This is a genomic window from uncultured Spongiibacter sp. (assembly GCF_964011655.1).
In the GTDB taxonomy this organism is placed as follows: domain Bacteria; phylum Pseudomonadota; class Gammaproteobacteria; order Pseudomonadales; family Spongiibacteraceae; genus Spongiibacter; species Spongiibacter marinus.
This window is the reverse complement of record NZ_CAXGPO010000031.1, coordinates 12,612-38,260: the sequence shown is the minus strand read 5'-3', so window position 1 is coordinate 38,260 and position 25,649 is coordinate 12,612. Positions and strand designations below refer to the sequence as shown.

Sequence of the window (25,649 nt, the reverse complement as noted above, 5' to 3'; positions counted from 1 at the left end):
GCTTCTGCCTGGTTCTGGAGGTAGTTGCAGACGGCGTCGCCTTTGAAACCATCGACGCCTGGAACGCCTTCATCATTCGGGTCTTCCGCATGATTTATCGGCCCGATTTCAAGCCCCTATCAGTACGACTGACGCGCCCCCTGCCTGAGGGCTACGTGGACTTGTACACCAGAAGTTTTCACGTGCCGGTAACTTTCGATGCCCCAGACTGTACAATCTGCCTGGACTCTGCCATCGTCGACCTCCCCCTGCTGGGTGGCAACCGGGAAATCGCCAGCGAACACGACAAGATCCTGCAAAACTACATCGCCGCGCTCGACGCGGAGGATATCGTCAACCGGGTCAAGCGGATCATCCTGCGGAAACTCCCTTCGGAGAATTGTACGAAGCAGCATGTTGCCAGCGAACTGGCCATGAGCCCCAGCGCCCTGCAGCAGAAACTGGCGGCAAAGGAAACGAGCTTCCAGGACCTACTGAACCAGGTGCGAAAGTCCCTTGCACTGGACTACATGGAACAGTCCCGCATAAGCATCACCGAGATGAGTTTCATGCTGGGGTTTAACGATACCAGCAGCTTCACCAGGGCGTTTCGGCGCTGGACAGGAAAGTCACCCCGTGACTACCGCCGAGAAAAGGGTGTGGAGCCGTAGCTAAACAAATGGGCTAACAACCTGACCCTGAATACCCCAACTAGCCCGAACGAACAATAAAGCTGCCCTTTCGGTTTTTCCAGGCATCCCCCGAAGCCTTATACGCTATCGTAGCCCCCTGTTAGATACGGGAGGTGCTCGATGAATAAGCTGACACGCATTTTACTGGCAGTGGTATGTCTCAACATGTCTATTGCTACGGAGGCCCGGGCCGCCGATAAACCCAATATCCTCATCATCTGGGGTGATGATATCGGGCCCTACAACATCAGTGCCTACAACATGGGGCGTATGGGGTATAAGACGCCCAATATTGACAAGATCGCGGCCGATGGGATCATTTTCACCGACTCCTATGGTGACCAGAGCTGCACCGCCGGCCGCGCGGGATTCATCACCGGGCAGCACCCGCTGCGCACCGGCCTGACCAAGGTGGGCCTGCCCGGAGCGAAGGAAGGCATGTCCGACAAGGACCCGACCATTGCCACCCTGCTCAAGTCCCTGGGTTACGCCACCGGCCAGTTCGGCAAAAATCATCTGGGTGATCGCGACGAACACCTGCCCACCAATCACGGCTTCGACGAATTCTTCGGCAACCTTTACCACCTCAACGCAGAAGAAGAGCCTGAGCACCCGAACTACCCCAAGGACCCTGCATTCAAGCAGATGTTTGGACCGCGGGGCGTGATCCACAGTTACTCGGATGGAAAAATCGAAGACACCGGTCCCTTGACCAAAAAGCGAATGGAGACCGTGGACGAGGAATTCCTGGGTGCGGCCCTGAAATTCATGGACAAGACCCACAGGGCAGGCAAGCCCTTTTTTGTCTGGTTTAACGCCACTCGCATGCACGTGTGGACCCGGCTCAAGCCTGAATCACAAGGCGTGACGGGACAGGGCCTTTACGCCGACGGACTGGTGGAGCATGACGGTCATGTCGGCCAGTTGCTCGACAAGCTGGACGAGCTGGGTATCGCCGACAACACCATCGTTATGTATTCCACCGATAACGGCGCCGAACTGGCCTTGTGGCCGGACGGCGGCTACACCCCATACCGAGGCGAAAAGAACAGCAGTTGGGAAGGCGGCTACCGGGTGCCGATGATGATGCGCTGGCCAGCCAGGATCGCGGCGGGCCAGGTTTCTAACGAAATCATCGCCATGATGGACTGGATGCCGACCCTTATGGCGGCGGCGGGCAATGACAACATCATCGCGGAACTGAAGAAGGGCAAACGAGTTGGCGGCAAGTCCTACAAAGTGCATCTGGACGGCTACAATTTCCTGCCCTACTTCCTCGGCAAGGATGAAAAGGGGCCGCGCACTGAATTCATCTATACCTCCGATACTGGCGATATCGTAGCGATCCGTGACGGCGATCATGGGACAGAGGGCTATCAGCGGATCGCCCGTGCTCTCACCGAGCCGCTGCAGGTAATCGTGCAAGGCCGCATCGATTATCGCCAGCACCACCTCGTTGACCGTACAGCCGCGCTCCTTGCCAATGGCCTTCACCCGGTCCAAGGGCAGCGTACACACCGCGGTGGAACGGGTCTCCCACTCCAGGGGCTTGTTCAGCAGTGTCGGCGTGGCCGAATAGGGAATCTGCGCCTTACCTTCGCGCACATTGAGCCACTGTAGCCCCATGTCGCTGAGCAGGCCGGTCACCTCCCCCAGGCCGCGGAGCCGCTTGAGAATTGGTTTGAGCGGGTCGCTGTCCCTGCGTTTCCCGGCTGAGGACGGCCGCTCCAGTTCATAGGACCAGGGCGGAACGATTTTTCTGGTCCGGGAGGACGTCGACAGGGCGCCGTACATCCGCTTCACGCCAGTCATACCGTCGATGTAGGCGTGATGGATCTTGCTGTAGACCGCGAAGCGATCATTTTCGAGACCCTCAATAACCTGGCATATCCAGCCGGGCCGGCGCCGGTCCAACATGCCCGCGTGCAGGCGCTGGATCACTTCCATCAACTGCTCGTCAGAGCCGGGCCCCGGTACCGCGGAGTGCCTCACGTGGTAGTCCATATCCATGTCTTCCTGCACTCGCCACTCGGGCATTCCCATGCGGGGAAAATGCGGATAGTAATTGAATGGCGCTACCACAGGGGCGGCCTTAAAGGCGGCCACCAGGTCACGTAGATAGGTATCGGGGGCATTCTTCGGCTTTTTGAAGACCTGCACAGCAGCCACATGCTTGGGACTCTGGGGGGACTCCAGCAGGAAGAACATCAGGTCCATTGGCGGTATGGGTTTGCGCATTATCTGGCCTATTCCTTTGCAAGTGCCTGCATGATCGCTTCACCGTGTTCACCAGGCTTTGGAATCTGCCCCACTTCCTGTTGGGTGACACTGAACCGGGGCGCCGGTGCCGGCTGCAGGCCAGCGCTGCCTTCGACGAAGCACTCCCGCGCCTTGATATGCGCGTTCTCCGCCGCTTCAGGCAGGGTCAGCACCGGGGCGAAACAGGCGTCGGTGCCCGAGAGCAGCTCACTCCAGTGAGACTGCGGCTGATTGGCGAACAGCGCTGCCATTTTCGCGCGGGCAGCAGGCCAGGCATTCTTGTCGTGCTGGCGGGCGAAATCCGGATCGTCGGCAAAGCCGCACAGGGTGATCAGCTCGCGGTAAAAGTTCGGCTCCAGGGCCTGTACCGTGACGTAGCGGCCATCGGCACAGGGATAGGTGTTGCACCAGGGGCTGGCGGCGCCGAAGAAGGTCTCGCCGGGGTTCTCGCTGATTGCACCCTCCTCGCGCACACTGGCCAGCAGGGCCTGGTTGTAGATGGCGCCGTCGCAGATCGCGGCATCGATAACCTGCCCCTCCCCGCCGCGTTGCACATGCAGCAACGCCGAGAGAATGCCCAGCACCAGCATATTGGAACCGGAACCGATATCACCCAGCACCGTGGGTGTGGGGTACGGTGCATCGCCGGGAATCCCGCCATAATGCAGAATCCCGGTGATGGAGAGATAGTTGATATCGTGTCCCGCGGAATGGGACAGAGGGCCGCTCTGCCCCCAGCCGGTCATTCGGCCGTAAACTAGGGAAGGCTTGCGCGCCAGGCAGGCCTCGGGACCCAGGCCCAGGCGCTCCATGACCCCGGGGCGGAAGCCCTCAATCAGGACCTCCGCCTGCTCCACCAGTTGCAGGACCACCTCGATTGCTTCCGGATCTTTCAGGTCCAGGGCGATGGACTGCTTGCCCCGACGGAAATAGGCGAAGTCAGTAGCACCGCCTACCGCGGCGGCGTTCTCACTGGCAACCTTGCGTTCCACCAGGATCACCTCGGCGCCAAGATCGGCCAGCATCATGCCCGCGATCGGGCAGGGACCGATTCCGGCGATTTCAACGACTTTCGTGCCCGCTAAAGGCCCCATATTCACTCCTAGATATTCAGGTAAGTAATGCCCATTGCCAGTAGCCCGCGCCCATCCCCAGGGCCGCACCAACGGCAATCAGTTTCCATTCATCCTCGGCGACGACGGGATGCAGTAATTCGTAAAATTCCTCTGGTGGCAGGCTGCCCAGGCGCTCGGCAATGGTGTTTTCCACATCCAGCGCCTCGTCAATATAAGCAAATGAGCGCGCATCAGGCCGGATAACCTCCTCGAAAGCCCGGTCGCTGACGATACAGCTGATCCTGGCGTATTCGGAAGGACCGATACTGACCACCGCCAGCGGCTTGAGCACCCCCTGCGCATCCTCAATGGCATGATTGACCTCCCGGTGGATCATCGCCCGCAGGCGATCGACCGACTCCTCAATCTTGAGCATCTCGCCAACCACGATCTCGGCGGTGACCAGTTCGGAAGCCATGACCCGGCCGTAGTAGCGCGACACCTCTTTCTGTCGCTTGATAAACAAGCCCTGGACTTTGAATGGCCCCACCTGCACCGGTTGCAGCGGCTTCTGGATGAGGTAGATGGCCAGCGCATTGGTGATATAGCCCACCAACAGCCCGAAAGCCGGCAGCAGCCACCACTGCTGGTAGAAGTACCAGATAAACATCACCGGGATGCCCAGCGGAATACCGAAGTACAGGCCGCTGCGCTGGATAAATTTGAACTCCTGCGCGGCCGCTTCCCGGAACACCCGGGTCAGCATAAGCTTGTCACTGCTGAGCCGCTCTACGATCACCTCGTTGAGGTCCACCAGTTCACCGAGATTCGGCTTGAGATCTTCGATCAGATTTTCCAGCGCAGCGGGGAGTTTCTTCCGCACTTCGGTGTACACCCGCTTCTTGATGGCACCGGGCGCGGCGCTCCAGATGAAATTGCTCACCGAAAGCTGGGGAGAAGTGGCCTGGCCCATCACCTCGTCTACCACCTCTTCCACAAAGGGGTCGAGCCGGTGACTGATCGCCTCGATCAACTGATCGGGATCGATGCGGTCGATAAGTTCTTCCTGGGTGAGAACACGTTTGACGCTGTGCTCCACCGTGATGCGCGCCATCTTCGGCGCATTGGCTGGTATCACTCCCTGCCACCCCAGCGGACCAATGCCGACGAATTCCACAGGACCCATCATCATCTTGACCGCCAGCCAATTGGTGCCATAGCCGACCAGCCCGCTCACTGCGGGTATGGTCAGATAAACCAGGTACTCTTGAAGATACGCTAGATCACTCATGATCGACGACTTTTTCAGCCGGTTTATGGCCAGTAACGAATGGTAGCTTTGATAGTAACGGCAAGCCGCGCGATGACTTTTCCGGAGGGACTGAATACTTAACAATACGGATATTTCCGACTTGCCGGGCTCATTCTGAACAATGACTACAGCATGAGGAGTGTTGTGCTCACTTCTTTTTCGTATCAGCCTTTTCACGCAGCTGGTTCTGCAGCACTATCACGGCGTCTTGGAGAGCTCCAAGCTCTCCTCCCAGTTTGTGCTCTTCTTTATAGGCGCTGAATTCTCGCTCAACAGACACTGTTAGGGATTTCTGATCATCCAGGCTTTCCTGGAGCTCAGCATTTGCCTCAAGATGCGTCGCAATATCACTTTCGAGCTTATCCTTTTGGCGCGTTAGCTCATTGACCTTCGTCTCGAGGGCCACAACGGCCTCCCGGGCAGTCTGGGATTTATGGGACATTTTCTCGAGATCAGCCGTGAGCTTCTTCGCATTGGCCTTTGCTTCGAGTCGCTCCTGGTCAAGGAGCACCATCAATCGGTTTTCAGTTTGCTCAGCCTCCTGCGCTAGTTCCTTACGCTGAGCTGCAATTGCAGTACCGTGCTCCTCCGCTACCCGCGATCGCTCCTCGGCATGCTGCTTGAGTAGCACCCGTTGCTCAGTTTGCATCGACTGAATCGTGGTCTTGTGCTCTTTTTCGGGAGAGCAGGACAAACCGGGGGCAAATCGCTAAGCTGCCTCCTTCATTTCGGGGTACCAGCCCTCAAATGTGTCTCTCAATTGGTCATTCAGGACCTTCGTCCGGACTTGAAGCAACAGGTGGGCGCCTCGCTCTGTCCAGCGCATTTGCTGCTTCTTCACGAATCGCTTGCTTACGACCTGGTTGATGGTTGACTCCACGAACCCCGTGGAAATTCTCTCACCATTCCGGTACCGATAGCCATAGTTTGTGATATTTGTCTGGTTCGAATGGATATATCGCTCGAAGTCTTCCACTGTCTTGAATAACTTGGCCTGTGCCTCGCCGGGCTCCAGGCAATCCAAATGCCAGGTCAGGTCCTCGACAGCCTGCAACGCTCGATACACATTACCGTGCCATAGATACCACTTGATGCGCTTGAGGTGGTCCAGGGCTTTCTCAGTCGCTTTCGGATCCTCCTCACCCGGTAGCCCTTTCGCCATCTGGCGCATTACAGTGAGTCTCATCGTTATGTGAAACCAATCCAAGATATACTCCGCGTGTGGATTCAGGTCGTATTGCAGGGTGCGGACATTCTCTGCTCCGTCGGAGAGAAATGTGACCTGCTGATTCATCTGCATGCCTTGAGATTTCAGCACCTCGTACAGTCGTCGTTTGGGCTTCTCGTCGTAACGAGTGACATAGGCAAAGCATTTAGAATCATTCTCAGCGATGCTCTTGCCGGCGATAACCTCAAAGTGTCCCTCCCCTCGCGATTTTCCGTCCCGACCACGGACGAAGCCACCATCTATGCCAACGGTAATGGGTTCCTCCGGGCGAGGTAATTTGCCCCAGTCCCGCTCCATGCCTTCCAGGTAGATACCCTTCTCCGGTCCCATCGCCTGCTCAACCCGATCAGCGACCCGTTCTACCTGTCTGCGGATTGACGTGGTATTAATCTGGCCCTCCAATGGAAGGACCTCTGACAGGATATCTACCGTGAGCCCATAGGACATCAACGAAGCCCACTTTGCCTCCAGATAGGCAAGTTCCGGTGTCGTTCGCTCTGATAACCGCTTCGAGAGCGGGCTGAAACTGCGATGGTCGGCCTTTTCACAGGGGCAATGTCGTAGCCGTGGGCTATCGAGCTGCACTTTCCCGAATACGGTTTGGCAGACCAGGGAGTGGTGTCCCTTCAAGGATCGCGGGGATCCGCAGATTGGGCAATCCCTGGTATCCCGTAGCCACTCTGACACCTGTTGATTGACGATGCTGGCCTGAAGGTGTTGCAGCAGGTTCTTGCCTTCGGACAGAGATAAACCCAGTGTGCCGGTAGAAAATGTTGTTCTTGTTATGGTCGCGACATCGTGAACGATGAGCTGCCCGTGTTCGGACTCAATGACGACCTGGACCTTGGCTTTCATAGCAGACTCCTTCTACTCGAATACCGCCCCGTACCATTCTTCGTCCCGTTTACTGTATATGTCTAAACGCCGGTTGATCTCCCTGCGGTCGAATTCCTCTTTCCCGAGCCACCACTTGGCGTGATCGATCTCATGGAGGTAGAGCTCCATTTCATCGACCTGGTCTTCGCATAGATCCTGGAGACGGGAAACAACAAGAGATGGATGAAACTCGTCTTCCCAGGCCATAAAAGCAATGGGACCGCCACATTCTTCCGGGGGCCCTGCCCTGCTACCGGAAATGCAGACTGGGTAGATTTGGCTGGGGTCCAGTGCCCTCCTCTCTTCCAGCCGAATATCGATCATCCAGTCGACGTTGAAATCATATTCGTAGAGGAACCGCTCTTTGTGGCGAAATTCAAAGTCAGAAAGGAGAATTTCGTCGGGGTCGTCCGGAAAGCACAGGCCGCCCCTGTGGTAGACGCCATAGCTCTTCGCGTGAATTGTAAACTTGTTGAGATGGTAGTCAGACCACCCCATCAGAATCTGGATGGTATAGTGAAGATCCGTGATGGTACTGTCAGAGCGGACCAATACCCGGCGCCAGATTGCGGGACTGATCTCGCGCAATAAGATGTGAAGCTGATAGACCTCAGGCATACCAGACCTCCTTTGCATGGGATAAGCCTAGCAGTTTCAGGAAGTTATGCCTGATTATTCACCTAGGTGCGGAGATTTGCCCCCGTTTTGTACTGCTCTCCAAATAGGCCTCATGGGTGTAAACCTATTTCAGGACGGGACAGCGAAACAAAAAAAGGCTGCCAATTGGCAGCCTTTTTTTGTTGCTGACGGGTGATGGCTTTAAGAAGGCATACCTGACAACCAGTATACGACGGTTGCAATAACAATCGTCAGGATCGCTACAGACGCACAGGCGTCAGCAAAATTATCTTCACGGGCTTCTTGGTTTTGGTCAGACATGACAACCTCAATGGAATAATGACGTTAACACCCGGCGAACCGGCTTGGAAAAGCCGCCAGTATAGCAAGATTATGAAAAAGACTGCTATTTGCTGAGATAAAGAGTGAAGTAATCGGTCAAACGCATAAGGCTTATCCGCAAAAAGCGTTAGTGGCAGAACCGATTAAAATTTATCATTCGCTCCGATTTATAATTAAGCGCCCCGCCGTCACACGCCGGGACCGCATGACACTTAACGCGAGAGATTACACGTTATATGTACGCATACGACCAGTACGATCGGCAGATCATCAGCCAACGCGTCGCTCAGTATCGGGATCAAACCGAGCGCTATCTGGCTGGCAAAATCACTGAGGAACAGTTTTTGCCGCTGCGCCTTCAAAATGGCCTGTATGTTCAGCGCCTTGCTCCCATGCTGCGCATTGCGGTGCCCTATGGCACGCTGAACAGCCAGCAGCTGCGCAAGCTAGCCTTTATTACCCGCGAGTACGACAAGGGCTATGCACACATTAGTACCCGCCAAAATGTTCAGTTGAATTGGCCGAAACTGGAAGAAGTTCCCGATATTCTGGAGCATCTGGCTGAGGTGGAAATGCACTCCATCCAGACCAGTGGTAACTGCATTCGCAATGTCACCGCAGACCAGTTCTCTGGCGTTGCCGCCGATGAAGTTGAAGATGCCCGGCCGTGGTGTGAAATCATTCGTCAGTGGTCCACTTTTCACCCGGAATTTGCCTTCCTTCCCCGTAAATTCAAAATCGCTGTGTGCGGCTCTGAGCAAGACCGGGCGGCGGTATTGGTTCACGACATCGGCTTGCAGATCGTCAAAGACGACAACGGCAATACCGCGTTCAAAGTAATAGTAGGCGGCGGTTTGGGCCGTACGCCGGTTATCGGCAGTGTTATCCACGAGGCCTTGCCACCGCGCCACCTGCTCAGCTATCTGGAGGCCATCGTTCGGGTTTACAACCAGTTGGGCCGCCGTGACAACAAATTCAAAGCGCGTATTAAAATTTTGGTTCGCGCCATGGGCGCAGACGCCTTCAAAGCTAAAGTGGAAGAAGAATGGGCCTTTATTAAAGATGGCAATTTAGACCTTCCCGACGAGGAAATTGCCCGCGCTCAGTCATTTTTCACTCGCCCGGATTACGAGGCGCTGGAAAATGAAGATCTCCAGGCCCTCGCCCTCGAGAATGTCGATTTCGCCCGCTGGCTCAACCACAACGTGCACGCCCACAAACAACGTGGCTACGCGATCGCTACGCTGTCGCTGAAAACCACCGGCGTCGCACCGGGCGATATCACTGCAGAACAGTTTGAAGCGGTCGCGGACCTCGCCGAGGAGTTTGGCTTTGGTGAAATTCGCTCAACCCATCAACAGAACCTGGTACTACCTGATATTCAGCAGCGCCAGCTTTTTGCTCTATGGCAAAAACTTGTCAGCCTGGAGCTTGCCAGCCCGACGGTAGGCACGATGAACGATATCATCTGCTGCCCCGGCGGTGATTTCTGCTCGCTGGCCAACGCCAAGTCGATCCCCATTGCAGAAGCCATTCAGCGCCGCTTCGACGATCTGGACTACCTTTACGACCTGGGCGACATAGAGCTGAATATCTCCGGCTGTATGAATGCTTGTGGCCACCACCACATTGGTAATATCGGTATCCTCGGCGTCGATAAAAAAGGTCAGGAGTTCTATCAAGTGTCGCTCGGCGGTCAGCAGGGGCTGAATGCATCGCTGGGTAAGATCCTTGGCCCTTCTTTTGCGCAAGACGAAATTCCCGACGTCGTTGAGAAAATACTCAACTGCTACCTTGAAAAGCGCCACCCCGAAGAGCGCTTTATCGATACCTACGAACGCATAGGCCTGGCGCCGTTTAAGGAGCGTGTATATGCCTAAGATTATTAAGAATGGTCAGGTTGTTGACGACAACTGGCAAGTTTGGCGCGACGCCGAGACCTTACCGAGCACCGACCATGTTATCGTTCCGCTGGCGCTCTGGCAGCAGCAGCGCGACGCCCTGCTCGCCTTGGGCGAAATAGCCGTTTATCTGGCCAGTGACGAGTCACCTAAATCACTGAGCGACGATGACTTGTCAGCACTCAGCTTTGTGGCGGTAGACTTTCCGAAGTTTATGGACGGCCGCGGCTTCAGCTATGCCCGCGAGCTACGCGAGCAACGCCAATATCAGGGCGAAATTCGTGCCGTCGGTGATTTTATTCGCGACCAGCTGTTCTATATGAAGCGCTGCGGATTTTCCAGCTATGCCCTGCCCAGCGACGAGCTGGAAGCCGCGCTGGCCAGCCTGAACGACTTCAGCGAAAGCTATCAGTCCAGTGTGGACCAGCCACTCCCCCTGTTCCGGCGTCGCCAAGCGTAATTGCACACTAAACCCGCTATGCGGGTTTTTTTACGCCTCTCATTCCCTCCGCTATGCTGAGTAGTGCCGGATCATTGTGATACGGCGCAAGTAGAGCAGCAGGAGCGCGTGTGGAAACCAGCCTGACCTTCTCATTTTTTCTTATTTTTAGCGGCGCCGCCTTGCTGGCCTCGCTCGCCTTAATCAGCCGTCAGCCGCTACTCATTGCCTATATTGCACTGGGCGCAATCATTGGCCCCTACGGTGGCGGCTGGGTTACCGATTTAGGCTTATTGGCAGAGATTGCCGAGTTTGGCATCGTGTTTTTGCTTTTTCTGCTCGGTCTGGATATGCAGCCCCAGGCGCTGCTGCACAGCCTTAGAAAAACCACGGGCATAGCGCTAATTAGCTCCACAATATTCCTGGCCATCGGTTACAGTGTTGGCGTGGCGTTTGGCTTTACTCAGGCCGAGGCGTGGATAATCGGGGCCGCGATGATGTTTTCCAGCACGATTATCGGCATTAAATTACTGCCAACCACCGTTTTGCACCACCGCGAGAACGGCGAGCTAATGGTCGGGATTTTATTGCTGCAAGACATGATCGCCATACTCGTACTACTGTTAATTTCCAGCGTTAGCCAAGGCGAATTATCGCCCATCAGCCTCGGTAAAACCCTTGTCGCGCTCCCCCTGCTCTGCGCCCTGGCGTTTGTCGCTGTACGCTACTTATTACTGCCACTTATTCAGCGCTTTGACCGCTTTCAGGAATATATTTTTTTGCTGGCGATAGGTTGGTGCTTAGGGCTTGCCGAGGCGGCCCATGCGATGGGGCTGTCTGCGGAAATGGGCGCCTTTCTCGCCGGCATAAGCCTCGCTACCAGCCCAATATCCCAGTACATCGCGATTAGCCTTAAGCCGTTAAGAGATTTCTTTTTAATATTGTTTTTTTTTTCGTTGGGGGCACGCTTCAATCTGGCGCTGATCACAGAAATAGCCGCCCCAGCCCTCCTTCTCGCCGCGATACTACTCACGATAAAACCACTGAGTTTTCGCGTTCTTCTGCGGCGAACATTAGCGTCTAAGCGGCTATGCTGGGATCTGGGGCTTCGCTTGGGGCAGATCAGCGAATTCTCGCTGTTGATCGCCTATCTGGCTTTTGACCAAGGCGTCATTGGCAGTAGCGCGTCTCATCTCATTCAAGCTACAGCCATTCTGAGCTTTGTTGTGTCATCGTATATTGTTGTGCTCAACTGCCCGACGCCCATCGCTATTCGCGATGAGCTACGCCGGGACTAAGCGCTTTATTGAAACAGCACCGAAAAGGTGACGGGCACCGCCAGCGTAATGGAATTCAGCCCAGCAAGTTGTCGCAGTTTGTCTATGCCCTGCTCCAAGCCCAAAGCGGCGATATCGATAAACGCCGGCGACGTGGTTACCACACGAATATCACCATTTTCCAGCCGGCTTACCAGCGTATTAAAACGCAATGCCTGACGCTTGCCGCCCAGCATCAGTTCGCCCTCAACGGTCATCGCTTGCGGCGAAGATACCTCAATAGCAGCAAGGGCATCCGTATCAATTGTGGCGTTGAACGTGGCCAATGGCTGGCTATCGACATCAAAAAGGTATTTTTTGATTCGCTTGTCGCGAATATCAATCCCTGAGTCAATGCTTGCCAGGTCGATATTGATAAGCGCTTTGCCGGTGGTGGTATTAAGCTGCCCGGTAACAGCATCAAAGCTAAACAACTCGGCAACGCGATTGTTTTTTACGCTCACCACATTGAGCATCGACGATTCGCTAGCCAGTTCCAAGGCCTGAGTCGCCATCGCTGCGGCATACAAGCAAAGCCCAAATACGATTTTTTTCATTACCTGTCTCCCACCGTGAACAGACGCCGGAGTACCCGACCTCCAATTGTCTTTATCTGACTCTATTTACTACGCTAAATTCCCGATATTGCGAGCACAAAAAACCCGGCCTAAGCCGGGTTTTTTGTGCTCACTAGCTGAAGGGCTATTAGATAGCGCTTTCCAGCTCAGGCAAGGCGTCAAACAGGTCTGCAACCAGACCGTAATCAGCAACCTGGAAGATAGGAGCATCTTCGTCTTTGTTGATAGCAACAATGACTTTTGAGTCCTTCATACCAGCCAAATGCTGGATAGCACCAGAAATGCCGACAGCGATGTACAGCCCCGGTGCGACGATTTTACCCGTCTGACCTACTTGCATATCGTTAGGTACGAAGCCCGCGTCAACAGCCGCGCGCGATGCACCAACTGCTGCACCAAGCTTGTCTGCCAGGGAGTACAGCATGCTGAAGTTGTCGCCATTTTGCATACCGCGGCCACCAGAGACAACGATGTCTGCGGCAGTCAGGTCTGGACGATCGCTCTTAGCCAGCTCTTCTTTCTCGAAGCTGGACTTACCTGCATCGTGTGCGCTAGCAACCGCTTCTACGGCAGCAGAACCACCCTCTGCGGCAGCAGCATCGAACGCCGTTGCACGAACAGTGATGACTTTGATCGCGTCAGAAGACTGAACAGTGGCGATAACGTTACCGGCGTAGATGGGGCGCTTGAAGGTATCCGCGCTCTCTACCGAAATGATCTCTGAAATTTGCGCAACATCCAGCAACGCGGCAGCACGCGGAAGCGTGTTCTTACCGTTAGTGGTCGCAGGAGCCAAGATGTAACCGTAGTCTTTGCCCAGTTCTGCGACCAACAGCGCCACATTCTCAGCCAGCTGGTGACCGTAGGCAGCGTTGTCTGCAACCAGCACCTTGCTAACGCCGTCGATTTTAGCCGCCGCTTCAGCCGCTGCACCACAGCCTTCACCCGCAACGAGTACGGCGATATCGCCACCGATAGCTTTCGCTGCGCTGACTGTGTTCAGGGTTGCCCCATTGATAGAGGCGTTATCGTGTTCTGCAATAACTAGAATACTCATTAGATTACCTTCGCCTCGTTCTTCAGTTTCTCAACCAGTTCGGCAACGTCCGCAACCTTGATACCCGCTTGACGCTCTGCAGGCGGCTCAACCTTCAAGGTTTTCACACGTGGTGTAACATCGATACCCAGCTCGTCTGGCGTCAGTGTATCGAGAGGCTTCTTCTTCGCCTTCATGATGTTAGGCAGTGACGCGTAACGAGGCTCGTTCAAGCGCAGGTCAGTCGTTACGACTGCGGGCAATGCCAGCTTAACGGTTTGCAGACCGCCGTCAATTTCGCGAGTCACTGCAACGCTGTCGCCGTCAACGGCAACTTCTGATGCGAAAGTACCCTGAGCCATTCCGGTCAATGCCGCCAGCATTTGGCCGGTTTGGTTGTTGTCGCCGTCGATCGCCTGCTTACCCATGATCACGAGTTGCGGCTGCTCTTTGTCAACAACGGCTTTGAGTACTTTAGCGATACCCAGTGGCTGAACGTCTTCTTCCGTTTCTACCAGGATGCCGCGGTCAGCGCCTAGGGCCAACGCAGTACGGATCTGCTCTTGAGCCACTTTAGGACCGATTGAGACAGCGATGATTTCAGTAGCAACACCTTTCTCTTTCAGGCGTACCGCTTCTTCAACAGCGATTTCACAGAATGGATTGATCGCCATTTTGACATTATTCAGATCAACGTCTGTACCGTCCGACTTCGGACGCACTTTGACGTTGTAGTCAACAACTCGTTTGACAGCAACAAGAACCTTCATGGATTCCCCAGTAAACGCGTAAATGAAATGAAACAGCTAGTCGTCTTTACGCTGCGGATCAATAATTCGATCCGTCCAGACGTTTAGCCCCGTTAAAAAAAGCGCCGTTATATTGACGGCATTGGCCGTCAAGGTCAACATGAGTGCGCTATTCAGCCGCTGAATAACAGGCATAGCGCAGTTCTATTTCGCTGAATATCGCCGAAAATACGATCTGCGCGGTCATTCCTGCCATATAAAAAAGGACAACCCCGGGTAATACTGACGTTAAGTTTGACAGCCGAGCGGTGCTTATGTGGCGTTTTTACGTGCTGACACTTATACTTGCGCCTTCAAAAATGGTGTCAAAACGCCCAGCCAATAAGGGCTACACCTATGCTTAATCTTAGAGGAGAGAGTCTGTGGAACGCGAATCAATGGAATTTGACGTCCTGATCGTCGGTGCTGGGCCTGCAGGTTTGGCAGCAGCTTGCAAAATTCGCCAGTTAAGTGAAACCAGCGGAAAAGACATCAGCGTTTGTGTTGTAGAAAAAGGTTCTGAGGTCGGCGCCCACATTCTATCTGGCGCAGTATTTGAACCCACCGCGCTGGACGAGCTATTCCCGGACTGGAAAGAAAAAGGCGCGCCGCTGCACACGCCAGTGACTGGTGATGATATCTACTTCATGACCAGCGGTGAAAAAGCCATCAAAGTTCCCGACTTCGCTGTGCCCAAAACGATGCACAACGAAGGTAACTACATTATTAGCCTGGGCAACCTGTGCCGCTGGCTGGCCGAGCAGGCCGAAGGCATGGGTGCAGAGATCTACCCCGGCTTTGCCGCTGCTGATGTTCTGTACAATGACGACGGTAGTGTAAAAGGTATCGTCACTGGCGATATGGGCATTGCCGAAGATGGCAGCCAAAAAGACAGCTACATGCCCGGCATGGAGCTGCATGCAAAATACACCCTGTTTGCAGAAGGCTGCCGCGGTCACCTCGGCAAGCGTTTGATGGAAAAATTCGACCTGAATGCGGGCAAAGAGCCCCAGCATTACGGCATCGGCATTAAAGAACTTTGGAAAATCGATCCCGCCAAGCACGAACAAGGTAAGGTCGTTCATACTGCCGGCTGGCCACTCTCTGAAAATGGCGCCCTCGGTGGCTCTTTCCTCTACCACCTGGAAGACAACCAAGTCGCAATCGGCCTGATTACCGACCTCTGCTACGATAACCCGTGGCTGTCTCCCTTCGAGGAATTCCAACGCTATAAGCAACACCCCGTCGTCAAGCAGTACCTCGATGGCGGTGAGCGCGTGTCCTACGGCGCTCGGGCTATCGCAAAAGGCGGCCTGCAGTCTCTACCAAAAATGACCTTCCCAGGTGGTCTGCTGATTGGCTGTGACGCGGGCACGCTGAACTTTGCCAAGATCAAAGGTAGCCACACCGCGATGAAGTCCGGTTTGCTGGCCGCAGAAGTTGTCCACAAGGCGCTGACTGAAGACAATAAATCCGGTGAAGAACTCACCGAATACACCACTGCTTTTGAAGGCTCCTGGCTGTATAAAGAGCTGTACGCTCAGCGCAACTTTGGCCCAGCTCAGCACAAGTTCGGCAACTTCTTCGGCTCAGCCTATGCCTTTATCGATCAGAATATCTTTGGCGGCAACCTGCCTTGGACGCTGAGCGATACCAAGCCTGATTACGCGCAAATGAAGCCTGCAGACAGCTGCAAAAAGATTGAGTACCCCAAGCCTGATAACAAGCTGAGCTTTGACCGCTTGTCGTCAGTATTCCTCTCTAACACTAACCACGAAGAAGATCAGCCCTGCCACCTGACGCTGAAGGACGCCGAGCTGCCTATTCGTGACAACCTGCCCAAGTACGCCGAGCCCGCTCAGCGTTACTGCCCAGCAGGGGTGTATGAGGTGGTCGAAGACGAAGGTGGCCAAGCGCGCTTCCAAATCAACGGGCAAAACTGCGTGCACTGCAAGACCTGTGACATTAAGGACCCCGCCCAGAATATTGTGTGGGTGACTCCTGAAGGTTTGGGCGGACCGAACTATCCCAACATGTAGCTGAGACGCTTCAACAAAAAAGGCAGCCAGATGGCTGCCTTTTTTGGTTTTCATCTCCCCCAAAGTGTCCGGGGTTACTTATACACGCCCTAGCTCAAATTGTTCACCGGCGCTGCGAACAATGAGTCGATCGCCATGCTGCTCAGCCAGATCTACCAGGCGGTAAAAACAGGCGCGATTCACTCTTGCTGACAAGCCGTGCTCGAGAGAAACGGCCGGCCTCGGCTCCCCCGAATCAGGTGACTCGGTCACACTGAGCCGATGCTGAGGACCGAGCTCATGCCATGTATCGACGTTAGTTTTAACGGCAATTCTACGCCCTTCCGACGTTGATTCGCCTACTTCCATGTCAATGATCAGCAGCGGGAGGTCTTCAACCTGTAAGCGCCATTTCTCGACCGGAGTGACTAAATAATAGTGACCATCCGCTTCGCACCGCAAAATAGAGGCAAATAGCTTAACCAACTCATGGCGCTTGATTTCGCCACCTTCGTGAACCCAACGCCCGTCAGCCAAAATCTGAATGTCGATTTCGCCACTCAGCGCCGGCTGCCACTTTTCAATCGGTGGTCTGCCGGCCTGGTCTTTCAATAAGCGTTCAATGGTTTCAAGGCTACTCATGGGGCTCTCCCTAGGGTCGCCAAGTGAGCTGCACTCAGCGAATGACTCGCACGTTAACCACACCGTCTAGGTCAGCAATTTTTGCAAGCAATGCGTCGTCGACATTGCCGTTTAAGTCGATAAGGTTATAGGCAATTTCATCGCGGCTTTTGTTAAGCATATCAACGATATTCACGTTTGCATCGGATAACAGCGCCAAGATGCTACCAAGAATTTTCGGCACATTGCGATTGGCCACAGCCAGGCGCACATCGCCACTGCGCTCGAGCTGCAGATTCGGAAAGTTTACCGAGTTCTTGATGTTCCCGTTACGCAGGAAATCATCTAACTGATCAGCCGCCATGATCGCGCAATTTTCTTCGGCCTCATCGGTGCTGGCACCGATATGCGGCATCAGCACCACATCCTCATCACGCGCAATCAATTCCGGCGTTGGAAAGTCCGTGATAAAGCGACGTAGCTGCCCGGCATCCAGGGCATCGATCACCGCAGCAACATCGACAATCTCTTCACGTGCGAAATTCAGCAAGCACGTGCCTGGGCGACAATTACTCAGAAGCTCGGCATTCACCAGCCCTCGCGTTGCATCGAGTACCGGGAGATGGAGGGTGATGTAATCGGCACGGGCAAACAAGCTGCCCAGGTTCTCCATTTTTTTCACCGCGCTTGGCAAACGCCATGCCGCATCGACTGACAGCGCAGGGTCGTAACCAATAACCTTCATGCCCAGATCGAGCGCGGCTCTGGCGATCATCGAGCCTATAGCCCCCAGGCCAACAATACCCAGGGTGCGGCCCGCCAGCTCATTTCCCTTAAAGCGTTTCTTTTCCTTTTCTAATAATTTGGCAAGAGCGGCGCCATCTTTCATGCCCCCTAGCGTATTCACGTAGGCAATTCCTTCGAGAATACCGCGCGAACCCAACGTCAAGCCCGCTATGACCAGCTCTTTTACCGCGTTGGCATTAGCACCCGGGCTATTAAATACCGGGATACCCCGGTCTGTGCACTCTGCGACGGGCACGTTGTTAGTGCCAGCCCCTGCGCGAGCGATGGCTTTGACCGATTGCGGAATATCCGTGCCCTGCAATTTGTGGCTGCGCAGCAAAATGGCGTCGGGTGAGCTAAATTCGCTGGCGATCTCATATTGTTCGCGAGGCAGGCGCTCGAGGCCTTTCACAGAGATTTGGTTCAGGGTAAGAATTTTGTACACACATCCTCCTTGGCAGGGACTGCAGCAGAAACCAAGCCTATGATTTAGCCGCAGGTAGTAATTCAGCGAGTTGACCTAGCTCGGACATTTCAACGAGAGGCAAGCAATGGAACGCTTTGATTTCAGCTATTTTTCCGGCCACAGCGATAGCAGCCGTAAAATCTTCATCTTGAGCAAGTAAGCGCAATTCCCAACGCTCGGCGTCATCGGCGTCAAAGCGGCTTACATCCAAACCATTGAGTAGTACCGAAAAATCGTGCAGCGGAATCGACAAGCCTTTGCCGCGCGCTTTCAAATACGCCTCTTTCAATGTCCAGGAGCGAAAGAAAACACTTAGCCGCCCTTCTTCCTCAACTTCGCGCAATGCAAGCATTTCCGCCGGAGAAAGATAATCATCAGCAGCGTCCAGCATTCCCTGGCTATCAGTTTGGAATTCGACGTCCACGCCGATATCACAGCCACTGGTCACTGCACAAAGCGTTAAGCCGTGGGTGTGGGCGGCATTAAAGCTTACGCTATCGCTGTACGCTGGTAGAAAAGGTTTACCGAAGTCGTTGCTGTCGAATGTCAGCTGCTCCGGCTCCTGCCCCGTGTACTGCGCCAGTACTGTGCGCAAAAACGCTCTACTGGCCAGGTATTCTTCTGCTTGCCCAGCATGCTGACGCTGCTCGTATTCCTGCTTCTCTTCATCAGAGAGCATATTCAAATAGCGATCCATCTTCGCTAATAGTCGCGGGTCGTCAGTCGCACAACACCAAACGTCCACTTGACCCGCCGACAGGCGCCGTTGTTCGCTCGCCTTATTCATTATTCTATCCTTACCAGGGCATTCGCCCCGGTAGTGTATGGGGTACTTCGTCGCTTACCTGATATCAACCTGTTAGTTGATGGTGATATCTGCGTTGTTCCACAAATTGTTAAAATAGTTAGCAAACGCTTGAGATGACGCATTCTGAGCAACGCTTCGACGCAAATTTAACAATGCTTCGGCCTCGAGAGCGGCGCGTTGACCGGGCTCACTCGCAAGAAGTTGAACGACTGTGTAATCACCGCTCTGTTGATGCAATGTCGCCGCAACGGCCTTATCTTGCGCCGGTGCCGCCAATTCAAAAACGAAACGTCGCAGTGCTGACTCTACGCTGATGTCACTGCGGCGGATATCCTGCATCGCCTGCCAGTCCAGACCGTGCTGCTTGGCAACTGCCTCTGCACGCTGACCGGCAGCTAATTGTTGCTCGATCTCCTGGGCGTCGGCTTTTGCCTGCTGCGCCGCTTTCTCTGTTTGCAAGCTCACTTCAATTTCTGCTCGCACATCTTCAAAGGGCCGCAGCTGGGGCGCTTGATATTGATCGACGTGCAACACCAAGAAGTGATCAGGAGCCAGTTCAAACACATCGCTGTTTAACTCTTGTTCTCTCAATTCGCTATCAAACGCGGCTTGTTTGACTCTCTGGTCAGCAAACAAGCCGTCATTATCCTCGGAAGAAAGCCAGTCGCTGCGCTTAACTTCCAGTTCCAGCTCGGCAGCCGGCATAGCGAGGCTTTCTGCGTTAAAGACGAGATCGCGCAGCGACTCAACCGCCGCCAATAACTTCGGACGCGCCTTTTGGCGACGAAGTCTTTCAGTAATTGCCAAGCGCTCCGAATCCAAACTGGGCACCTCTGGCTGCTTGACGCTCAGCAACTTAATTAAGTGGACACCTGCTTCAGTTTCAACAGGGTCGGAGACTTGCCCCGCCTCAAGCGCTGCCAGGGCATCTTCAAATTCTGCTGGAAAGCTGTCACCTGCGGTAAAGCCCAGGTTTCCGCCATTGGACGCTGAGCCTGGGTCCTCGGACAACGACTTAGCTAATTCGGCGAACGATTCGCCGGATAGCAGGCGCTGCTTAACTTCATTGAGCTTGGCTACCGCCTGGTCGCGATTAAGCTCATCGTCAATTTCTAACAGTATATGGGCTGCTTCTCGCTCTGTATCCTGCGTCATCCCCTCGATAAGGCGCTCGTACTCGGCGACCACCTGCTGTTCAGACACAGGCTCGTAGAACTGCTCTTCTTTAAGCTCTAGATATGACACTTTTACCTTGGGTTCGCTCTGAAAGCGCGCGCCATTTTCTTCGTAGTAGCTTTTGAGCTCTTCATCAGTCAGCGTGATTGACTTGCGATATTTTTCGAGCGGCACGGTGACGGTTTGAAAATCGCGGCTTTCGTGGATATAGGCGATGGCTTCGTCCAACTCTCTTTCAGTAACGAAAGCCGATGCCGCCACAGATGCCGACAGCTGCTGAATAAGTAAGTCAGAGCGTAGTAATTGTTTGAACAACGCGCTGTTGTAGCCCTGCAGGCGCAATACTTGCTGGTAGCGCTCTTGTGAAAAACGACCATCTTCCTGGAACTGAGGCATGGAGGCGATGGTGATATTTAGCTGCTGGTCTGAAATCTGAATTCCCGCGTCTTCTGCAGCTTGCAAAAGCAACTGCTGTTTAATCAGCGAGTCTAAAGCAGGCTTGCGCAACACGGCATCGTCAAGCATCGAGGGCTCGAGTTTATCGCCCATCATGTTGATCAAGCGGCGTTTCTGCATGGCAAGTGCCTGCTGCAACTCCGCCTGAGAAATTTTTTCACCATTTACTACCGCGGCCGGTGTCTGTGAGCCACCACTGAAAAGGCTGTCGATACCAAAGAATGCAAATGGCACCACGATAATGGCGATAATGACCTTGGCAGCGGTACCTTGGATATTGTTGCGGATATTTTGCAGCATTTACCTTTGAACCCATTCAAATATAAAAAAAGCGCATCTTTCGATGCGCCTTTCGACAGAGGCGGTACCTCTTCGCGACGACTCTGTCTAACGCTATGACTGTCGCAACTGAACTTAGTTGCAGGCGTCTTTCAGCGCTTTACCAGCCTTGAAGCTAGGAATCTTCGCAGCAGCAATTTCAATTGGCGCACCAGTCTGGGGGTTACGGCCAGTGCGAGCAGCGCGCTCTTTAACACTGAAAGTACCAAAACCGACCAGCGACACAGAGTCGTCAGACTTCAGCGCGTTAGTAATGGCTTCAACTGCTGCGTCCAGTGCACGACCGGCCGACGCTTTAGAGAGATCTGCTGACTCGGCAATGGCGTCGATTAGCTCAGATTTATTCACTTATCCTTCCCCTTCGAATTGTTATGAAAAACTGTATTGCAAAGCTGGTGGCGACGTTAGCATGTAAACACGATGACAGTAGCCGCCGACTCAGAGAGAAGGATTTATACCAACTGCTTCTGGGGCGGTCAAGGAAACTCTGCATCACTGGCCGCATTATCGTAAAACTGCGAAGCATAGAGCACATGCGGCTTGCAGCCTGATCACTGGATGACCAGAACAGCAAGCTCTACCGCCTGCACTCAGCCGACTCAGTGGGCACTGATTCGGCTGTCTTTTTCTCCTTCCGGGTTGTTTTCCAGCGCTTTCTGCTCATCACTCAAACCCGCGAGGTATTCCTCCTCCGAAATCTCCTCGGGCACGCGCTCAAGCGCTATATTAAGCACTTCGTCAATCCACTTGACCGGTTTAATATCGAGATCGGCTTTAATATTTTCCGGAATTTCCTTTAGATCGCGTTCATTTTCGGCCGGGATCAACACTGTGGTAATACCGCCGCGGTGCGCGGCCAGAAGCTTCTCTTTCAAGCCGCCAATCGCCAATACCTGACCGCGTAAAGTGATCTCACCGGTCATCGCCACGTCGCTGCGGACCGGAATTCCGGTGATAACAGAAACCAGCGCGGTACACATACCTATACCAGCGGACGGTCCGTCTTTCGGCGTTGCCCCTTCAGGCATGTGAATATGAATGTCGTGGCGGTCGTGATACTTCGCCGGCACGCCCAAACGCTTAGACCGACTCCGCACTACGGTCATAGCAGCTTGAATCGACTCCTGCATAACATCGCCCAGCGATCCGGTTTGGATGTGACGCCCCTTGCCGACCACTGACACCGCCTCAATGGTTAGCAGCTCGCCACCCACTTGCGTCCATGCCAGCCCTGTTACTTGACCAACCTTGTTTTCTTCCTCCGCTTTACCGAAGGTAAATTTGCGAACACCCAGGTACTCTTCCAAGTTTTGCGAGGTGACCTCTATAGGCGACTTATCGTCGCTAAGCGCCACATTCTTAACAATTTTACGGCAAACCTTGGCGATCTCTCTTTCCAGGCCCCTGACACCAGCCTCGCGAGTGTAGTACCTGACGATGTCCTGAATCACTTCGTCGCCGATAGACGCTTCTTTTTCCTTCAAACCGTTATTCTTTAGCTGCTTAGGAATGAGGTAGCGCCGCGCTATGTTGATCTTCTCATCTTCGGTGTATCCGGGTATGCGGATGACTTCCATCCGGTCCAGCAATGCCGGGGGAATATTCAACGAATTCGACGTGCAAATAAACATGACGTCGGATAAATCGTAGTCCACCTCGAGGTAATGATCGTTAAAGGCATGGTTTTGCTCCGGATCCAACACTTCAAGCAGCGCCGATGCAGGGTCGCCGCGATGATCCATCCCCATCTTGTCAATTTCGTCTAACAAGAACAGCGGGTTACGCACGCCTGTCTTAGACATTTTCTGAATAACTTTACCCGGCATGGAGCCAATGTACGTGCGGCGATGACCGCGAATCTCTGCCTCATCGCGAACCCCGCCAAGCGCCATCCGAACAAACTTCCGATTCGTTGAACGTGCGATCGACTCACCCAGCGATGTTTTACCTACCCCTGGCGGCCCCACTAAGCACAGCACGGGCCCTTTCACTTTCTTAACGCGTTTTTGTACAGCCAAATACTCGAGGATACGCTCCTTAACCTCTTCAAGACCGTAGTGATCGCTGTTAAGGATTTCTTGCGCGCGTTTGAGGTCATGTTTTACACGCGAGCGCTTCTGCCAGGGGATATTTACCAGCCAATCAATATAGCCGCGTACAACTGAGGCCTCGGCAGACATTGGCGACATCATTTTTAGCTTAGAAAGCTCAGCCTTGGCTTTCTCAAGCGCCTCTTTGCTCATACCAGATTCAGCGACGCGCTTCTCAAGCTCTTCAAGCTCGTTGGCACCCTCTTCTGATTCGCCCAACTCGCGCTGGATCGCTTTCATCTGTTCATTGAGGTAGTACTCACGCTGGCTTTTTTCCATCTGCTTCTTAACGCGCCCGCGAATGCGTTTTTCTACTTGAAACAGGTCGATTTCCGACTCCATCAGCGCCATTAAGTGCTCTAAGCGCTCGCGCTCATCACTCATTTCCAATACCGCCTGCTTCTGCTCGAGCTCCATGCTCATGTGAGCGGCAACGGTGTCTGCCAGACGACCAGGCTCATCAATACCGGATAGAGAGGTCAGTACTTCAGAGGGGATCTTCTTGCTTAAATTAATGTATTTCTCAAACTGGGAGATAGCAGAGCGCAGCATCACCTCGGACTCTTCATCCGGGATTTTCCGTTCAACAATTGGCGAGGCCTCTGCTCTGAAATACTCGTCCTCAGCGGCGATAGCGTCTATCTGTGCGCGATAATCACCTTCAACAAGCACCTTGACGGTGCCATCAGGCAATTTCAACAACTGAAGAATATTGGCGACGGTGCCAATGTCATACAGGTCTTCTGTGGAGGGTTCATCCACATCTGGATTTTTTTGTGCTGCAAGAATAATTTCTTTGTTGTCAGCCATGGCCAGCTCGAGAGCCCGAATCGACTTATCTCGGCCTACGAACAAAGGGATAACCATGTGGGGGTAGACAACTACATCTCGCAGGGGAAGCAGCGGCAACTCTAGAGTTTCACGCTTGTCAGCCATTAGCTCGCCTCTTTTTGAATCATTTTGGGCCCGCACAGCAGGTATACCATTTTACGATATGCGGGCGGTTATGGTTCTAAGATGGGGATTTGAAGGCAGAAATACAAGACTTGACTGTAAACAAACTGACAAAAAAGCCGCCTGGGAATCAGGCGGCTTTACGTAGGTTTATTCCTCTGGAGCGACCTTTCTTTGGTCGCTGTAGACCAGAATAGGTGGCGATTCACCATTGATCACCGATGCATCCACCACAACCTTGCTGACATTATCCGTGGACGGCAGGTCATACATGGTATCGAGGAGTACAGACTCCAGGATCGAGCGCAGCCCCCGCGCACCCGTCTTACGAACCATGGCTTTCTCAGCAACGGCCCGAAGCCCGTCTTCACGGAAATCTACCTCAACACCTTCCATGTCGAAGAGCTTGGCGTACTGCTTGGTTAGCGCATTACGCGGCTGAGTCAGGATGCTGACAAGCGCCTCGGCATCGAGCTCTTCGAGCGTGGCAATCACCGGCAGTCGGCCGACGAACTCGGGAATTAAGCCGTAACGCACCAGATCCTCTGGTTCGACGTCAGCCAGTACTTCACCCACATTGCGGGATTCGTCCTTGCTTTTGACCTCCGCACCAAAGCCGATGCCACCTTTCTCAGAGCGGTCACGGATGACGCGATCAAGGCCCGCAAAGGCACCGCCACAGATAAACAAGATATTCGAGGTATCTACCTGCAAAAACTCCTGCTGTGGGTGCTTCCGACCGCCCTGCGGGGGAACCGAGGCTACCGTGCCCTCAATTAACTTCAACAGGGCTTGCTGAACGCCCTCACCGGAGACATCCCGGGTAATTGAGGGGTTATCTGACTTGCGAGAGATTTTGTCGATCTCATCGATGTACACAATACCCATCTGGGCTTTTTCAACATCGTAGTCGCACTTCTGCAACAGCTTCTGAATGATGTTTTCAACGTCCTCGCCGACATAGCCAGCTTCCGTCAGCGTTGTTGCATCAGCAATTGTGAACGGGACATCCAACAAACGAGCGAGCGTCTCGGCCAGCAACGTCTTACCACTGCCCGTTGGCCCCACTAACAAGATATTACTCTTGCCCAGCTCCACTTCGTCCTTGCTTTTATCGCCGTGGCGGAGTCGCTTGTAGTGGTTGTATACCGCAACCGCCAACACCTTTTTGGCGCGCGCCTGACCAATAACGTACTGATCCAGGGTCGCGTTAATCTCCTGCGGCGACGGCAGCTTGTCACTGCCCGCCTCGCTGGCCGCTTCCTGAACCTCTTCACGGATAATATCGTTACAGAGGTCCACGCATTCATCACAGATAAATACCGAAGGCCCCGCAATCAGCTTGCGTACTTCATGCTGACTTTTGCCGCAAAACGAACAATACAGCAGCTTGCCGTTGTCATCTGCGCCGTCTTTACTACTCATTAACAATCACCTTGTCGACGTATTGGGCATCTTTTTCTGATCTTAAGATGACCCCTTTTGCCCTGTTTTGCAAGTGAACGGCCGCGCCCGC

The 25,649-nt window shown here is 53.9% G+C and carries 21 protein-coding genes; 6 read left to right on the top strand and 15 right to left on the bottom strand.

Annotation, left to right across the window (positions count from 1 at the left end; genetic code table 11):
- Together ABNS66_RS12735 and ABNS66_RS12730 are read left to right on the top strand one after the other, a co-directional pair.
- Window positions 1-650: helix-turn-helix domain-containing protein (locus tag ABNS66_RS12735; protein ID WP_348655343.1), on the top strand; the 650-nt coding region annotated here is incomplete at its 5' end.
- A 141-nt stretch (window positions 651-791) separates the two neighbouring features.
- On the top strand, window positions 792-2,291 hold the full coding sequence (locus tag ABNS66_RS12730; RefSeq protein WP_286838016.1) for an arylsulfatase: 1,500 nt from the start codon (window positions 792-794) through the stop codon (window positions 2,289-2,291).
- Window positions 2,292-2,917: 626 nt separating this feature from the next.
- Here ABNS66_RS12730 and ABNS66_RS12725 read toward each other — a convergent pair.
- The 5 genes from ABNS66_RS12725 to ABNS66_RS12705 form a co-directional block, all read right to left on the bottom strand.
- Complete coding sequence (locus ABNS66_RS12725; RefSeq protein WP_286838014.1) at window positions 2,918-4,024, bottom strand: CaiB/BaiF CoA-transferase family protein; 1,107 nt, start codon at window positions 4,022-4,024, stop codon at window positions 2,918-2,920.
- Window positions 4,025-4,040: 16 nt separating this feature from the next.
- Window positions 4,041-5,276, bottom strand: coding sequence for a hypothetical protein (locus tag ABNS66_RS12720; RefSeq protein WP_286838012.1), 1,236 nt, complete (start codon window positions 5,274-5,276; stop codon window positions 4,041-4,043).
- A 169-nt stretch (window positions 5,277-5,445) separates the two neighbouring features.
- Window positions 5,446-5,946: a hypothetical protein gene (locus tag ABNS66_RS12715; RefSeq protein ID WP_286838010.1), complete on the bottom strand. Its 501-nt coding sequence runs from the start codon at window positions 5,944-5,946 to the stop codon at window positions 5,446-5,448.
- Window positions 5,947-6,006: 60 nt separating this feature from the next.
- Complete coding sequence (locus ABNS66_RS12710) at window positions 6,007-7,380, bottom strand: ISKra4 family transposase (RefSeq protein ID WP_286838008.1); 1,374 nt, start codon at window positions 7,378-7,380, stop codon at window positions 6,007-6,009.
- Window positions 7,381-7,392: 12 nt separating this feature from the next.
- Window positions 7,393-8,019 carry a plasmid pRiA4b ORF-3 family protein gene (locus ABNS66_RS12705; protein ID WP_348655342.1) on the bottom strand — a complete coding sequence of 209 codons (627 nt, stop codon included), beginning with the start codon at window positions 8,017-8,019 and terminating at the stop codon, window positions 7,393-7,395.
- A 578-nt stretch (window positions 8,020-8,597) separates the two neighbouring features.
- Between ABNS66_RS12705 and ABNS66_RS12700 the strand changes: the two genes are divergently transcribed.
- The 3 genes from ABNS66_RS12700 (at window position 8,598) to ABNS66_RS12690 (ending at window position 11,999) form a co-directional block, all read left to right on the top strand.
- The gene (locus ABNS66_RS12700) at window positions 8,598-10,241 is read left to right on the top strand and encodes a nitrite/sulfite reductase (RefSeq protein ID WP_286695076.1); all 1,644 of its coding nucleotides are present in this window, start codon (window positions 8,598-8,600) and stop codon (window positions 10,239-10,241) included.
- Window positions 10,234-10,722 carry a DUF934 domain-containing protein gene (locus tag ABNS66_RS12695; RefSeq protein ID WP_286838003.1) on the top strand — a complete coding sequence of 163 codons (489 nt, stop codon included), beginning with the start codon at window positions 10,234-10,236 and terminating at the stop codon, window positions 10,720-10,722. The genes ABNS66_RS12700 and ABNS66_RS12695 overlap by 8 nt, the downstream gene beginning before the upstream one ends.
- 110 nt (window positions 10,723-10,832) lie before the next feature.
- Window positions 10,833-11,999: a cation:proton antiporter gene (locus ABNS66_RS12690; protein ID WP_286838002.1), complete on the top strand. Its 1,167-nt coding sequence runs from the start codon at window positions 10,833-10,835 to the stop codon at window positions 11,997-11,999.
- A 5-nt stretch (window positions 12,000-12,004) separates the two neighbouring features.
- Here the strand turns inward: ABNS66_RS12690 and ABNS66_RS12685 are convergent, their stop codons facing one another.
- The 3 genes from ABNS66_RS12685 to ABNS66_RS12675 form a co-directional block, all read right to left on the bottom strand.
- Window positions 12,005-12,574, bottom strand: coding sequence for a YceI family protein (locus tag ABNS66_RS12685; RefSeq protein WP_286695079.1), 570 nt, complete (start codon window positions 12,572-12,574; stop codon window positions 12,005-12,007).
- A gap of 148 nt (window positions 12,575-12,722) precedes the next feature.
- On the bottom strand, window positions 12,723-13,652 hold the full coding sequence (locus ABNS66_RS12680; protein WP_204996502.1) for an FAD-binding protein: 930 nt from the start codon (window positions 13,650-13,652) through the stop codon (window positions 12,723-12,725).
- Window positions 13,652-14,401: an electron transfer flavoprotein subunit beta/FixA family protein gene (locus tag ABNS66_RS12675; protein ID WP_204996501.1), complete on the bottom strand. Its 750-nt coding sequence runs from the start codon at window positions 14,399-14,401 to the stop codon at window positions 13,652-13,654. Before ABNS66_RS12675 ends, ABNS66_RS12680 begins: the two co-directional genes overlap by 1 nt.
- Window positions 14,402-14,802: 401 nt before the next feature.
- Here ABNS66_RS12675 and ABNS66_RS12670 point away from each other — a divergent pair, with 401 nt between their 5' ends.
- Window positions 14,803-16,458, top strand: a complete 1,656-nt coding sequence (locus ABNS66_RS12670; RefSeq protein WP_204996500.1) for an electron transfer flavoprotein-ubiquinone oxidoreductase — start codon at window positions 14,803-14,805, stop codon at window positions 16,456-16,458.
- A gap of 78 nt (window positions 16,459-16,536) precedes the next feature.
- Here the strand turns inward: ABNS66_RS12670 and ABNS66_RS12665 are convergent, their stop codons facing one another.
- The 7 genes from ABNS66_RS12665 to clpX form a co-directional block, all read right to left on the bottom strand.
- Window positions 16,537-17,079 carry a DUF1285 domain-containing protein gene (locus tag ABNS66_RS12665; RefSeq protein WP_286838000.1) on the bottom strand — a complete coding sequence of 181 codons (543 nt, stop codon included), beginning with the start codon at window positions 17,077-17,079 and terminating at the stop codon, window positions 16,537-16,539.
- A gap of 34 nt (window positions 17,080-17,113) precedes the next feature.
- Window positions 17,114-18,289, bottom strand: coding sequence for a phosphoglycerate dehydrogenase (locus ABNS66_RS12660; RefSeq protein ID WP_286837998.1), 1,176 nt, complete (start codon window positions 18,287-18,289; stop codon window positions 17,114-17,116).
- A 37-nt stretch (window positions 18,290-18,326) separates the two neighbouring features.
- Window positions 18,327-19,097, bottom strand: a complete 771-nt coding sequence (locus ABNS66_RS12655) for a 4'-phosphopantetheinyl transferase superfamily protein (RefSeq protein ID WP_286837996.1) — start codon at window positions 19,095-19,097, stop codon at window positions 18,327-18,329.
- A gap of 72 nt (window positions 19,098-19,169) precedes the next feature.
- Window positions 19,170-21,050: a SurA N-terminal domain-containing protein gene (locus tag ABNS66_RS12650; protein WP_286837994.1), complete on the bottom strand. Its 1,881-nt coding sequence runs from the start codon at window positions 21,048-21,050 to the stop codon at window positions 19,170-19,172.
- 114 nt (window positions 21,051-21,164) lie between these two features.
- Window positions 21,165-21,437, bottom strand: coding sequence for an HU family DNA-binding protein (locus ABNS66_RS12645; protein ID WP_027873785.1), 273 nt, complete (start codon window positions 21,435-21,437; stop codon window positions 21,165-21,167).
- 251 nt (window positions 21,438-21,688) lie between these two features.
- Window positions 21,689-24,115: an endopeptidase La gene (lon, locus tag ABNS66_RS12640; protein ID WP_204996495.1), complete on the bottom strand. Its 2,427-nt coding sequence runs from the start codon at window positions 24,113-24,115 to the stop codon at window positions 21,689-21,691.
- 168 nt (window positions 24,116-24,283) lie between these two features.
- Window positions 24,284-25,558, bottom strand: coding sequence for an ATP-dependent Clp protease ATP-binding subunit ClpX (clpX, locus tag ABNS66_RS12635; protein ID WP_027873787.1), 1,275 nt, complete (start codon window positions 25,556-25,558; stop codon window positions 24,284-24,286).
- Window positions 25,559-25,649: the final 91 nt, after the last annotated feature.